Here is a 13,713-nt window from a genome sequence, read left to right on the forward strand (position 1 = left end):
GTGCCCACACTCACCATGGCACAGGCGCTCAATACAGCATTGCGGGATGCCCTCACCGCGGACGAGAACGTTGTCGTCTTCGGCGAAGACGTCGGCACCCTCGGCGGCGTGTTCCGAGTTACCGATGGGCTGACCCGTGACTTCGGTGAAGACCGCTGCTTCGATACACCGCTGGCCGAATCCGGCATCATCGGATTCGCGATCGGTATGGCCATGGCTGGATTCAAGCCGGTCGTCGAGATGCAGTTCGACGCATTCGCCTACCCCGCATTCGAGCAAATCGTCTCCCACGTCGCCAAAATTCGTAACCGCACCAAGGGTGCGCTGTCGGTTCCGATGGTCATTCGCATACCGTTCGCCGGCGGGATCGGCGGCGTCGAGCACCATTGCGATTCCAGCGAAGGCTACTACGCACACACCCCAGGTCTGAAGGTGGTTGCTCCAGCGACCGTCGAGGACGCCTACACCTTGCTGCGGCACGCGATCGACGACCCCGACCCCGTGATCTTCCTCGAGCCCAAACGACTGTACTTCTCCCGAGCCGACGTAAAGCTTGTCCAGGGCGCACCGTTCGGGACGGCTACGGTGCGGCGTGCGGGTAGAGACGCCACCCTGATCGCGTACGGTCCGTCGGTCGCGGTTGCACTCGAGACGGCTGAGGCTGCTGCGGCCGAGGGTCACGACCTCGAAGTGATCGACTTGCGTTCGATTGTCCCGTTCGACGATACGACTGTGATGACATCGGTGCGCAAGACCGGACGGTGCATCGTGATCCAGGAGGCGCAGGGTTTCGCCGGCGTGAGCGCAGAGATCGCTGCTCGTGTTCAGGAGCGATGCTTCCATCACTTGCATGCACCGGTATTGCGGGTCAGTGGATTCGACATCCCTTACCCTGCCCCGAAGCTCGAACGCCTGCATCTGCCCGGTGTCGACCGAGTGCTCGACGCCGTCGACAGACTGCAGTGGAATGACATCGCCGACACCCGTTGGGCGGTGACCGCATGAGTGACCAGGTATTCCTGCTCCCTGATCTCGGTGAAGGACTGACCGAGGCCGAGATCTTGGAATGGAAAGTGAAGGTCGGCGACACCGTCGTCATCGATCAGGTAGTAGTCGAGGTCGAAACCGCCAAAGCTTCTGTCGAGGTGCCTATTCCGTTCGACGGGACGGTCGTGGCCCTGCACGGAGACGAAGGTGCCACACTGCAAGTTGATACCCCCTTGATCACAGTCACCAGAACCGGAACCTCACCGACTACCCCCTCGGCGCACGAACAGTACCGAGAGGAGGAGCGCGCAGGATCGGGCAATGTGCTGATCGGCTACGGGACCAGCGACGACACCCGCAAACGCCGAAGGCGCGTCGGTTCTCGCTCCACGACAACCCCACCGGCAAGTACGACCCGTCCTACTATCCCAGCTCCGCTGCACAGTGCGGCCACCACCGATTCCAGCCGCGTGATCTCGCCGATCGTGCGAAGCCTCGCCGCCGAGAACGCGATCGACCTTTCAACCGTGATCCCCACAGGGTTCGGCGGCGTGATCCGCCGCGCTGACGTCGAGCAGGCGATAGCAGGAGCGCCTGGGCCACTCACTGCGGCGATCCGCATGACCAACTCCGATCAGCGGGTCCCGCTGAAGGGGCTGCGTAAGGCCGTCGCGGACAAACTTTCCACCAGTCGTCGGGAAATCCCCGATGCGACGACGTGGGTAGACGTGGACGCCACCAACCTCATCCAGGCCCGCCGCTCGATCAATGCCAGTCTCGCGGAGAACGAGCAAATCAGCCTGCTGGCATTGCTCGCACGGCTGACCATCGCAGCGTTGCAGCAGTTCCCGGAGCTCAACGCCACCGTCGACACCGCTCGTGCAGAGATCATCCAGTTCGGCAGCGTGCATCTCGGAATCGCGGCGCAAACACCACGTGGTCTGGTCGTCCCTGTGGTCGAAAGCGCCGACAGCCTCACCACGGTCGAGCTCGCACAGCAGTTACGGGCAACCACGGTGCTCGCCCGTGACGGCAAGCTTCCCCCAAACCGCCTGACTGGGGGCACTTTCACCCTCAATAACTACGGAGTGTTCGGAGTAGACGGTTCGACGCCCATCATCAACTATCCTGAGGCGGCCATTCTCGGCATCGGCCGCATCATCGATAAACCCTGGGTAGTCGACGGCGAGCTGACCGTTCGCAAGATCACCCAGATCTCTCTCAGCTTCGACCACCGCGTCTGTGACGGTGGGGTTGCCGGCGGATTCCTGCGATTGTTCGGCGACTACATCGAGAATCCGATCGCTGTGCTGGGGAGGCTCTGAATGACTGTGACACAGAGCGATGTCCTCATTCTGGGGGGCGGATCCGGTGGCTACGCATGCGCAATTCGTGCCGCTCAGCTGGGCCTATCGGTGACACTGATCGAAGCCGACAAGGTCGGCGGCACCTGCCTGCACCGGGGTTGCATTCCCACCAAAGCCCTGCTCCACGCCGCCGAGGTCGCCGACACCGTACGGGATAGTGCGGAATTCGGGGTTCGGGCAGCCTTCGAGGGCATCGATATCGCCGCTGTCCACAAGTACAAGGACAACACCGTCGACCGCCTGCACAAGGGCCTGAGCGGACTAGTTGCACATCACAAGATCAGCGTGGTCAACGGACACGGGACCCTTGTTGGCGACCGGACTGTCGACGTCGAGGGAACCCGGTACACAGGATCCTCTGTCGTCTTGGCTACCGGCTCGCACGCACGCACTATTCCGGGCATCGAGCTCGGCGACCGCATCGTCACAAGCGATCGCGCACTGGAGCTCGATTACGCACCGAAGTCCGCGATCGTGCTCGGCGGAGGCGTCATCGGGGTCGAATTTGCCAGTGTCTGGGCATCATTCGGCGCAGATGTCACAATCATCGAAGCGCTCCCCCGCCTTGTCCCCGCTGAAGACCCATGGTGTTCGAAGCTGCTCGAACGGGCCCTGCGCAAGCACGGAATTTCGAGCCTGACGGCGACCAAAGTCGCGGCCGCGAAGGAGTCCGCCAACGGGGTCGTTGTCGAACTCGACGGCGGTCAGCTACTCGAGGCAGAGGTACTGCTGATGGCAGTCGGGCGTGGACCACGCACCGCCGACAGCGGCTTTGCCGAGCAAGGGATCACTCTCGAACGCGGCTTCGTCGTTACCGATGAGCGCCTCCGCACCAGTGCCGACGGTGTCTACGCGGTCGGAGACATCGTCGCTGGGCTTCAGCTCGCGCACCGCGGCTTTCAGCACGGAATCTTCGTGGCAGAGCAGATCGCCGGACTCGACCCCGTCCACGTCGACGAGCACCTGATTCCCAGGGTGACGTACTCGCATCCTGAGGTTTCCTCTGTCGGTCTGACGGAAGAAACCGCCCGCGAGCAACACGGTGAGGTCACATCCGTTGTCTACGATCTCGGGGGTAACGGCAAAAGCCAGATCCTGAGAACGGCTGGAGCCATCAAGGTCGTCCGGGCCGGAGATCGCGACAGCCCCGGGCCCGTAGTGGGTGTACATATGGTCGGTGATCGCGTCAGCGAACTGATCGGTGAAGCGCAGCTCGCGGTGGCGTGGGAGGCGCTACCCACAGATATCGCGCGATTCGTGCACGCACACCCTACGCAGAACGAATCGTTCGGAGAGGCGATGCTCGCGCTCGCGGGAACTCCGCTGCACTCACACAGCTGATCGTCCGGGGGTGGAGGTCCGGCCCCGCCAATCGAAACCTCCACCCCGTTCGACGAGCCTCCACAGAGCCACCCTCACACGGTTGGTACCGAAACGATCTACAAAATCAACCGAACCCGATCTCGAACTCGTCGCTGAATGCCCGGTAGAGCGCATTTCACGGCCGTCTCGAATGATTCGGTGGTGGACGAAATCGTCTCCGATGAACAGTGAGCTCTATCGGAACCAATTGGGTATCGCGATCCGGAAGAAGACACACAAATGGATGAACAGATCGGGAAACCTCCAACAGCGGGACGAAAGCTGCTCCGGCTCGAGATCCGAAACGCGGAAACTCCGATCGAACACAAACCCGATTGGATCCGCACCCGCGCGAAAATGGGCCCGGCGTACACCGAGCTCAAGGGGCTGGTCAAAAAAGCGGAACTGCACACGGTCTGTGAGGAAGCCGGGTGCCCTAACATCTACGAATGCTGGGAGGATCGCGAGGCCACGTTCCTGATCGGCGGTGAACAGTGCACCCGCCGTTGCGACTTCTGCCAGATCGGCACCGGCAAGCCCGCGGCTCTCGACCGCGAGGAGCCGCGCCGCGTGGCCGAAAGCGTCAAGGCCATGGGCCTGCGCTACTCGACGATCACCGGTGTCGCCCGCGATGATCTGCCCGACGGTGGAGCGTGGCTGTATGCCGAGACGGTCCGACAGATCCACGCGCTGAACCCCGGCACGGGTGTCGAGAACCTGATCCCAGACTTCAACGGAAAACCTGACCTGCTCGCCGAGGTGTTCGAGTCTCGACCGGAGGTCCTAGCCCACAATCTGGAGACTGTCCCCCGCATCTTCAAGCGGGTCCGCCCGGCCTTCCGCTACGAGCGGTCCCTGGGCGTCATTACCGCGGCTCGCGACGCCGGTCTGGTCACCAAGTCGAACCTCATTCTCGGCATGGGCGAGACGCCGGAGGAGGTCCACCACGCGATGGTGGATCTACACGAGGCCGGCTGCGACATCATCACGATCACCCAATACCTGCGCCCGTCGCCTCGGCACCATCCGGTCGAGCGTTGGGTCAAGCCGGAGGAGTTCGTCGAGCACGCCGAGGCCGCCGACGAGATCGGTTTCGCCGGTGTCCTGTCCGGGCCGCTGGTCCGCTCGTCGTACCGCGCCGGCCGCCTCTACGCGCAGGCGTCGGCGCACCACGGTCGGGCTCTTCCTGCGAACCAGGCCCACCTCGCCGAGCAAAGCGCCATACGGCAAGATGCAACGTCGGCGATCGCCCAGAAGCGCTGATCGAATGCCGGGCACCGGCCTACGTGGAATCGCGGTCTCGCTGCCCGCGGCTGTCCGTGGCCGCGTCCGACGCATGACACACCGACCTCACCTATCGCGAGCTGGCATCAACGATAAGTTCCCGTTCCTGCTCGGCTACGAAGCGGCCGACACAGTCCGCTGTCCGGAACTCACCGGCGGACTCGCCGATGTCGACATCGATGCCGGCCCTTGATCGACTTCTTCTCCCGGGGCGGGTCGCTCAATCCTCCTGGTACGGCGACTGTCTGCCGGATCGCGACTTCCCGATGCTGATCAACCTGTACCTGCAGAGACGACTGCCGCTGGACGCGTTCGTCACCAAGCACATCACCCTCGACAAGGTGGAGCAGGCCTTCCCCGCCATGCACGAAGGCAACGTGCTGGGGTCGACGATCCTACCGTAGGCGGGCGGCTTCGTATCGATAAGGTGGTGACCTCTGGATCCCTCCAAAATGCCCCGTATCTGGGCGAAGCCACCTGCGCGCCCGTGTTGGTGCACCCCGACAACCACCCGCTCTGGCAGCAGACACATTCAGGCCAGGAGTACTGGTCGCTCACGACGCACCGGGTCCATCCGCAGACGCCTGCTCACGGCTCCCAGCGCACGCGCGTCTACACCGGCAACACCACGAATGACGCGCCAGTTTGGACCCGGTACGCCGCGGTCGTAGCCGGGTGGACAGCTGATAGTCGGCAGCGCTACCGGTCGGTGCTGCGGTTGCTGCGTGCGTCACCGAGGCGCCGGTTCGCGAGCGTCAGTGCGGCTTGGTCCGTGGTAGTGGCATTCGTCTGAGCGATTGCGTACACCTCCGCCAGTGTGTCGCCGATACCGCGAGTGCGCTGTTCGACGGTGTCCTTGTCCCAGCCGAGAACCTCGCGACCCACCAGATGTAGTGCCCCGCCAGCGTTGGTGACGAAGTCAGGGGCATAGAGAATTCCACGCTCGCGGAGAATCGTGCTGGCGTGCCCGTCTGAGAGGATGTTATTTGCGGCTCCGACGACAGCACGAGTGGGTAGTTCGGCTGCGACACGACGGTCGATGACCGAACCCATCGCGCAGGGGGCGAAGATGTCGCAAGGCGTGCACAGGGCCTGGTCGACTCCGATAACGGTGTGTCCGAGTTCTTCTGCCCACGCCAGGCGCTGGGCATCGGTGTCGCAGACGATAAGGCGAGCTCCTGCCTTCGAGGCGAGATCTGCAACGACGCCGCCTACGGCCCCGAGTCCCTGGACAAGAATCGTGAGTCCGTAGAGGTTGCCCATCTGATGATGCGCGGCGGTGGCTTTCAGTGACTCGAACACACCGAGCGCGGTGTTGTGAGCGCTCGATCCAGCGCCTCCGCGCTCAGTCGACCTGCCGAACACGAAGCTGGTTGCGTCGTTGAGGGCGTCCATGTCCGCAGAGTTCGTATTTACATCTGGACCGGTGAAATAATTGCCCTCGAGCTTGTCGATGTTCTCCGCATGCAGGGTCAGAATTCGAGCCCATGTGGTGTCGTCGATCTCGTGCCGGGGTGCCGGTAGCGCGATCACGGATTTACCTCCTCCCATAGGAAGATCGCTTACGGCCATCTTCAGCGTCATCGCTGCTGCCAAGTTTCCTGCATCTTCGATTGCGTCCGCCAGGGATGCGTACTGTACTGCGCGAGTTCCGCCCGCAGCCGGTCCGAGCTGTGTCGAGTGCAGGCGGACGACGAAAAACGCTCCGGTTTGTGGGTCGTAGCGGGTCACAGTAAGTTCCCCGTCCCACGTCAATGCGTCGTCAAAGTTCATGGTGTTCACTTCCGTTCGGTGTTCGCTCCGGCCTGGGACGCACGCCCATCAGCGGTCCGGGTGGTCTGGCAGCGTCGCTGTTCGTCCGCCCACCGGTCGCATCCAGGTACTGACCCGCGGTATCCGTAGGTCAGTGGGAAGGAAAATTCGGTGGTGCGGCGCATCCAACGACTCCACGAGCGTCAGGCCTGCCTTCAAATACATTGTGTTTGCTAATAGTCACAAGCGAGAGATCTGATTGCAATAACCTTGATTAATACGAAGACGTTTGGCCCTTAGCGATTGCCCTTCCAGCCGAATGCCTCACCGCCTTGTCAGCGGCTATACCGTGATGGACAGATGGCAAAAGACCGACATGACACCTTTGGCTTGCTGAAAGGTGGGCTTGAGCAGTTGTCGTCGCGCTCAGGCCACCAGCCCGTCCGACGACTGCCGATGATCTCTGGGTGTCGGTCTGGAAAATCGTCAGTGAATGCGTTTCTCGGCAGTATCATTGAACCACAACAAATTCTGTGCATGCGCGCTGAAATGTGCGACCGACCAGGTCGTCATGACACGGGTAAACCGACCGTGGTCATTTTCCCGCATCGTCGTTTCGCCGAATGCGCTCCACCAGCGATTCGCTGAGCAGATCCGCCACGCTGTCCGCTCCGGTTTCGCCCCATCCGCGACGGCGGCCTCATCGGCGAGGAATCGGTACCCGAACCCCGGGTCTTCGCGAAAAAAACCGCTCAACCCGTTCGGCCGTGTACCTAGGCACCATCGGGGTGGACACCGAGGCAGCCGGTGCCACTGTCTTAGACGCTCTTCTCATCCGCCGACAGTGATGCGACCAAGTCGCGAAGGATGTCGACGAGCAGTTCAGGATCCTGCAAGGGCACGGCATGGCCGCTGCGTGTTGCTTCCAGCAGGCGGCTATTCGGCACTGTGGGCAGCCAGGCCTCGTACGCCGTGCGGATCGCGGTGCGCGCCTTTCGTTCTGCGGCGCCGACCGCCTGCGTGCCGATCACCGCGATCACCGGAACATCGAGTGAGGCCGACGGCATGGAGCGCAGCGCGGTAGGTACGCCACGTAGCTCGTACCCGGATTGGTGCCAGGTGGTCGGAGAGCTGAGCTCGTCCAGCAGTTCGCCACGCAGTACCGCCGGCAATGTGGCGAGCACACGACCGAGTTCGCCGCGGCCCGCTTCGAGTGACCTGCGCAGCGCGCCGGTGCGAGCCTTCCTCGCCTGCATCGTGGCAGCGATCCGGCTCAACAGGACAAAGACGGAGCTGCGCATGATTCTCATGCCTTCGTGGGTCGCGTCGACCAGTACCAGAGCGGCGACGCGGTCCGGGTGACGCGCAGCAAACAGGCGTATCAGCACACCGCCCCAACTGTGGCCGACGAGGATGAGCGGCCCGTTGGCGCCAGACTGCTCGAGTACGGCTTCCAGGTCGAGAAGAGCATCATCGACGGTCGTGTCCTGGGCCCTGTTCCCAGTACCGTATCCGACGCGGTCGTAGGCGACGACTCTGGCGAAGGCGGCAAGGGGCGCCCGAACGAGACTCCAGGCGCTGCTGCTGGCCGCGATGCCTGCCTCGAGGACGATGGTGTAGTCCCCGCTCCCCATGGCCGTCCAGTGCATACGGCGGTTATGGCGTGTTGCCCAGCCTTCTTCGCCAGTTACAGGGCTGCTGTTCGTATCCGTCATCTGCCACTCTCCGTTGCTCCAGGGCTCTGGTCGAGCGCGGCCAGCGCGATGTCGATGGCGGTCCAGGCCATCCCGATCGCTCCATCGAGGACCGCCCGGTCGGCCGTTGCGGTGATACAAGCGGCCGCGAACTCGGGCTGATGATTGACTGCCGGGGCGCAGTCGAGGCCGAGCATCGGATGGATGGTGGGTACGACGTGCGAAACGTTGCCCATGTCGGTGGCCGCGCCCACAACACTGCTCGGGAGGTCTGGGAAGGACCGCCCGAGGGCCTTGGCGTTGGCCACCCACAGTGCCAGCAGATCCTGGTCGGGACGCAGGTCGGCATAGTCGGGGCCTGCTGGTGTCGTGGACAGTTCACAGCCTGTGGCCAGGGCGCCGGCTTCGAAGCAACGGTGCACGCGGTCGGCCAGCGGTTTCAGGGTGTTCAGGGTGTCCGTGCGTACCATCCACCGGCCGCGGCTGACATCCGGAATGATGTTCGCTGCGATCCCGGCTTCGGTGCTGATGCCGTGGATGCGGTCGGAGGCGGAGGTTTGCTGACGCAGCAACGCGATGCCGACCTGAGCGAGGGTCATGGCATCGGCTGCATTGACACCGAGTTCGGGGTAGGCGCCGGCGTGCGCCGGCTTGCCGCGGTAGGTCACGTCGAACTGGGTGATGGCCAGACCGGGCATCGCCGCCATCTCGACGGCTGCGGGATGAACCATCATGGCGGCGCGCAGCCCGTCGAAAGCGCCCTTTTCGAGCATGAGAACCTTGCCGCCGCCGCCTTCCTCAGCCGGAGTGCCAAGCACGCGCACGGTCAACCCGAGTTCGTCGACCAGTGGCGCGAGTCCGATCCCGGCACCGACCGCCGCGGCGGCGATGATGTTATGGCCGCAGGCATGCCCGATCTCCGGCAGAGCGTCGTACTCCGCGCAGACCGCGATGTGCGTGGGACCGCTGCCGATAGTCGCATCGACTGCCGTAGGCAGGTCGTAGCAGCCGTGCTGGACGTCGAACCCTGCGTCGTTCAGCGCGTCCGCGACCCATCGGCTGGCCCGATGTTCCTCGAAGGCAAGTTCCGGGTGCGCGTGGATGCGATGTGAAAGGTCGACCAACTGGTTGCCCACCGCGCGCACGCGCCGCGCTGTGGCGTCCTTCATGGTGGTCATCGACTCGCAGCCGGGGAGGCAGGGGCAATATGCACCGCGGACGGCCGGGTAGCGGCATCATAGGCGGCGCGTGCACCGGTGGCCCCCATCCCGCTGTCGCCTGCGGGCTCGTACAGTCGCTCGGGGCCGCCGCCCTGCCATTGGTTGACCCACACGACACCTGCTGGAAGTCGCGTGGCTGCCGCGATGTGGTCAGGGTCGTCGGTGTACACGGTGGCGGCGAGGCCGTACTGTGATTCGGCTGCCCGCGCCAGTCCTTCTTCGAAGCTGCGCACGACGACAACGGGTGCGATCGGGCCGAACGTCTCTTCGGTCATCACGAGCATGGTGTCGTCGACGTCGGTGAGCACTGTGGCCGGGTAGAAATAGCCGGACCGCTGCGGAACCAGTCCCCCGGTGCGAATAGTGGCACCCTTGTGAACTGCGTCGTCGACGTGCCGTCGGACGATATCGCGCTGGCTTTCGTCCACCAGCGGCCCGAGCACCGTGGCAGGCTCCATGCCATCGCCGAGGGTGAAGGTCTGCGCCTCGGCGACCAGCGCGTCGATGAACTCGTCCGCGATCTGCTCATGGACGTAGATCCGTTCCATAGAGGTACAGATCTGGCCGGTGTTGATGAAGGCGCCGAATGCGACCGCCCGCGCCGTCGCTACCGGATCCACGCCGGCATCGATGACCACCGGGTCCTTGCCGCCAAGTTCGAGTACGGATCGGCGCAGACGGCTGCCAGTCGCGGCCCCGACGCCTCGACCGGCAGCGACCGAACCGGTGAAATGCACGAGCTGAATGTCCTGATGTCCGGCGAGCGCCGCTCCAGCGCGTCCGTCACCCAGCACAAGGTTCACAACGCCAGGCGGCATACCGGCAGCCTCAGCCAGCTCGACCAGGCGCACAGTCGAGACGGGAGAGCGCTCGGAAGGCTTGACTACCACGGTATTTCCGGCGGCGAGCAGCGGGCCGATCGCGGTCAGGACCATGGTGACAGGGAAGTTCCACGGCGTGATCACCGCGGTGGCGCCTAGCGAGTGCCTGACGATGTCGGTCCGCGCTTGGTCCGGTCCGATCACCGTCTCGGTGAACGAATAGGCGAGCGCCTGCGCTGCGGCGGCTTTCAGCCCCGCTACGCATCCTTCGATGAAGGATCGCCCGACCGCGACCGGCTTGCCCATCTCACGGCATTCCAGTTCAGCCAGCTCAGCGACATCTTCGTTGATCGCGTCGGCCCAAGTGTCGATACGGTCCACGCGTTCGGCGACGGAGAGCGCGGCCCACTGGGGATGTGCCTCGACCGCGGCTGCTACTGCTTGACCGACGTCGTGTGCGGAGGCCGCGCCGAAGCGCGCGAACCCCTCTTCGGTGGCGGGATTGACCACGGTGAGGATGTCCCGGTCGGCGGGCTCCACCCATCGGCCACCGATGTAGTGCTGCAGGTTTTTCATGTTCGTTGCCGTTTCTGTTCCGTATTGGACGATTTCAGCTATCGAGCCGGTCGGCCATGAGTTCGCCGGCCATGATGGTGGCGAGGTTGGTGTTGGCCCTAGGCACCGAGGGGAACACCGAAGCGTCCACGACGCGCAGCCCCTGCACGCCCAGCACCCGGCAGCCGGAGTCGACGACCGTGTCCGCGGCATCGGGTGCGCCCATCCGACAGGTGCTCGTGCCGTGCTGGGCGTCGATGATCGTGGCCAGCAGGTAGTCGTCGAGATCGCGGTCACTGGTGAGGACCTCGAACAGCGGCTGGTTTGCCTCCTCGAGCGATCCGGCGAGGATCGGCGATGCTTCCTGACTGCGGCCCAGTTCGACGAGGGCCCGCACCCCTTCCCGCAGCGTGGCCAGATCCCGGTCGTCGGACAGCATCCTCTGTTCGACACGCGGGTGGACGCGGGGATCGGTGGACACCAGAGCGAGTTCACCGCGCGAGTGCGCCTGGTTCAGCCAGACGCCGAAGGCGCCGGCGTGTGTCTCGGTGTCGGCGGCGGCCATCGCCAGCACGTTCTGGTTGAGCGAGGTGAAGAGCAGATCGTTCGAGTGCGTGCCCGACTCGCTGGACCAGCGCACACAGACGTTCGTGTGCCGGTCGTGCGGAGACTTGATGGTTGCTTCGGGCCGCAGCGGTATCGAGAGCAACACCATCGCGTGGTCCTGCATACCGAGTCCGACTGGGAGATTCTGGCGGACGTCGATTCCCAGACCCCGCAACTGGGCAGCGGGACCGATGCCCGAGCGCAGCAGAATGGCCGGCGAGTGAATCACGCCCGCACTGAGGATCACCTCGTTCGCGTACTCGGTGACCGTGGTCCCGTCGACCACCATGTGGACACCGACGGCGCGGTCTCCCTCGAAAACCACGGTATCTACCAAGGCATCGCCGCGGATGGTGAGGCCGCTCAGGGCACGAGCGGGTTCGAGATAGGCGTCGTTGACGCTGACCCGAAGCGAGTCACGGGAGTTGATCGGGTACGGCGATACACCGGTGGCACCGGGAGCGTTGACGTCGGCGGCCCACTCGAAGCCGGCGGCGAGGGCTGATTCGGCCATGGCCCGATCCACAGCCCCCCACTTGTCCTTGGGGGTCCGATAGATCGGAGTCGGGCCGCCGCGGCCGTGATACGGCTGGTCGCCGAAGTCCTCGTCGTCCTCCGACTTGGCGAAGTACGGCAGGACATCGTCCGGCGCCCACCCTTCGCAGCCGAGCCGGGCCCAGTCCTCGAAGTCCTCCATCGGGGGCCGTATCGCGATCTGACCGTTGATCGATGAACTTCCACCCACACCGCGGCCACGCCAGTACGGCACCTGCGGCTGCTTCTCGGTCCGCGACGAGTCCAGACCCGTCCAGACCAGATCCGCCGAGGCCGCGGGATCCATCAGGGCGACAACCGGATTCGGCGAGCGCCACACCTGCGGCATCTGGGCCGAGCGGTAGTCGGGGCCTGCCTCAACCAGCAGGACTTTCCTACCTCGAGCTGCGGCGCGGGCAGCAAGGACAGCACCCGCCGACCCCGCGCCCACCACGATGAGATCCCAATCGCGCTTTGCCATATCTTCCATCCCAGGATGCGATAGCCGTCACACACCGGAGTTTCCGGCGCGGATGCATGCTAATATGTCACCCCAACTAAGTTCAGTCAATAGTGAACATTCATTTTTTTCCGTACGGAGGGGAGATTTAGATGTCGGAAGGCCCAGTCCACAGCGAAGCCGCCGACAACCGGCAGCTCATCGAGGACTTCGGACTGCGGATTGGCACGGCGATGGGATGGCCGCCCATGGCGGGACGCCTGGCAGGCATACTCATACTGAGCCCGGCCCCCATGACCCTCGCAGAGCTGCAGCAGGCGCTGGGCGCCAGCAAGGGCTCGGCATCGGAGATGACCCGCCTGCTCATAACCAACGGCACGGTCGACCGGATCAAGCTGCCGGGCGTTCGCCAGGCCGTCTACGAATGGCGCGACGATGCCTGGGTCGGCTGCCTCCAGCACCAACTCGACCAGACCAAGCAGCTGCTGGCGCTCGCGGAGGCGGCACAGGAGCATGGCAGTCGTCTGCCTTCCGCGCAGCAGACGCGGCTGCTCGACATGCGGGCCTACTACGCGTTCATGGTGGAGCAGCTGCAACGGCTGGTCGAGGAATACAAGCCTCAGCGGCATCCGGACCAGGGGTAACCCGGACAGCGCTGCTGGTCGCGGATTTCACCTACGTCAGACTGTTGACCGGCGCGTTCGTCTACACAGCGTTGCGATCGACGCCTACGCCGGCCGGATCCCGGGCTGGGAATGCTCGACCAGCAAGACCGCAGTCTTCGTCGAGTCCGCGATCCGCCAGGATGCGACGGTCCGCACTCGTGACGGGCACTCATTGTCGGGCCACACCATTCATCATTCCGCGCGAGTGGCGGGATCAATGCGCATCCGCACGATGACGACGGTGGTCAACGCGCGGTTCAGGCGGCGGTCGCCGCCGCGATTGAGCCTGTGTCGCACCGTGTTTCCGGATGATGCGGGGATAGGCAGGTTCCGACGAGGGCGGCGAAGGCAGCCTCTGAGGTTCCCCTGAAGTAGTGGACATCCGAGATAGCGGGACCATCGGTCC

Annotated in this window: 10 protein-coding genes and 3 pseudogenes; 7 read left to right on the plus strand and 6 right to left on the minus strand. The window is 64.2% G+C overall.

Annotated features, from left to right (window positions below; translation table 11 throughout):
- The 5 genes and pseudogenes from ACQHI0_RS12655 to ACQHI0_RS12675 form a co-directional block, all read left to right on the plus strand.
- Positions 1 to 1,005 carry an alpha-ketoacid dehydrogenase subunit beta gene (locus tag ACQHI0_RS12655; protein ID WP_427908128.1) on the plus strand — a complete coding sequence of 335 codons (1,005 nt, stop codon included), beginning with the start codon at positions 1 to 3 and terminating at the stop codon, positions 1,003 to 1,005.
- Positions 1,002 to 2,312 carry a dihydrolipoamide acetyltransferase family protein gene (locus ACQHI0_RS12660; RefSeq protein ID WP_427908129.1) on the plus strand — a complete coding sequence of 437 codons (1,311 nt, stop codon included), beginning with the start codon at positions 1,002 to 1,004 and terminating at the stop codon, positions 2,310 to 2,312. Before ACQHI0_RS12655 ends, ACQHI0_RS12660 begins: the two co-directional genes overlap by 4 nt.
- Positions 2,313 to 3,695 (plus strand): dihydrolipoyl dehydrogenase, encoded by a 1,383-nt coding sequence (gene lpdA / locus ACQHI0_RS12665; protein ID WP_427908130.1) that lies wholly within the window; start codon positions 2,313 to 2,315, stop codon positions 3,693 to 3,695. It begins immediately after the preceding gene.
- A 261-nt stretch (positions 3,696 to 3,956) separates the two neighbouring features.
- Positions 3,957 to 4,979: a lipoyl synthase gene (gene lipA / locus ACQHI0_RS12670; protein WP_427908131.1), complete on the plus strand. Its 1,023-nt coding sequence runs from the start codon at positions 3,957 to 3,959 to the stop codon at positions 4,977 to 4,979.
- Between the two features lie 207 nt (positions 4,980 to 5,186).
- Positions 5,187 to 5,404 (plus strand): annotated as a pseudogene (locus ACQHI0_RS12675) (S-(hydroxymethyl)mycothiol dehydrogenase); the annotation flags it as partial.
- Between the two features lie 295 nt (positions 5,405 to 5,699).
- Here ACQHI0_RS12675 and ACQHI0_RS12680 read toward each other — a convergent pair.
- The 5 genes from ACQHI0_RS12680 to ACQHI0_RS12700 form a co-directional block, all read right to left on the minus strand.
- On the minus strand, positions 5,700 to 6,773 hold the full coding sequence (locus ACQHI0_RS12680) for a Glu/Leu/Phe/Val dehydrogenase dimerization domain-containing protein (protein WP_427909149.1): 1,074 nt from the start codon (positions 6,771 to 6,773) through the stop codon (positions 5,700 to 5,702).
- Between the two features lie 797 nt (positions 6,774 to 7,570).
- Positions 7,571 to 8,467 (minus strand): alpha/beta fold hydrolase, encoded by an 897-nt coding sequence (locus ACQHI0_RS12685; RefSeq protein ID WP_427908132.1) that lies wholly within the window; start codon positions 8,465 to 8,467, stop codon positions 7,571 to 7,573.
- Complete coding sequence (locus ACQHI0_RS12690) at positions 8,464 to 9,624, minus strand: M20 family metallopeptidase (protein ID WP_427908133.1); 1,161 nt, start codon at positions 9,622 to 9,624, stop codon at positions 8,464 to 8,466. The genes ACQHI0_RS12685 and ACQHI0_RS12690 overlap by 4 nt, the downstream gene beginning before the upstream one ends.
- Positions 9,621 to 11,063 (minus strand): aldehyde dehydrogenase family protein, encoded by a 1,443-nt coding sequence (locus ACQHI0_RS12695; RefSeq protein ID WP_427908134.1) that lies wholly within the window; start codon positions 11,061 to 11,063, stop codon positions 9,621 to 9,623. The genes ACQHI0_RS12690 and ACQHI0_RS12695 overlap by 4 nt, the downstream gene beginning before the upstream one ends.
- Before the next feature lie 34 nt (positions 11,064 to 11,097).
- On the minus strand, positions 11,098 to 12,663 hold the full coding sequence (locus ACQHI0_RS12700) for a GMC family oxidoreductase (RefSeq protein ID WP_427908135.1): 1,566 nt from the start codon (positions 12,661 to 12,663) through the stop codon (positions 11,098 to 11,100).
- A gap of 131 nt (positions 12,664 to 12,794) precedes the next feature.
- On the opposite strand from ACQHI0_RS12700, the gene ACQHI0_RS12705 reads away from it, so the two are divergent.
- Positions 12,795 to 13,286: a GbsR/MarR family transcriptional regulator gene (locus ACQHI0_RS12705; RefSeq protein WP_427908136.1), complete on the plus strand. Its 492-nt coding sequence runs from the start codon at positions 12,795 to 12,797 to the stop codon at positions 13,284 to 13,286.
- Positions 13,287 to 13,297: 11 nt separating this feature from the next.
- Positions 13,298 to 13,506, plus strand: a pseudogene (locus tag ACQHI0_RS12710) (IS3-like element ISMysp3 family transposase); the annotation flags it as partial.
- On the opposite strand, the pseudogene ACQHI0_RS12715 reads toward ACQHI0_RS12710, so the two are convergent.
- Positions 13,506 to 13,684, minus strand: a pseudogene (locus tag ACQHI0_RS12715) (transposase); the annotation flags it as partial. The pseudogenes ACQHI0_RS12710 and ACQHI0_RS12715 sit on opposite strands and share 1 nt — an antisense overlap.
- Positions 13,685 to 13,713: the final 29 nt, after the last annotated feature.

It is taken from the genome of Nocardia sp. FBN12 (assembly GCF_050320175.1).
Lineage (GTDB): Bacteria > Actinomycetota > Actinomycetes > Mycobacteriales > Mycobacteriaceae > Nocardia.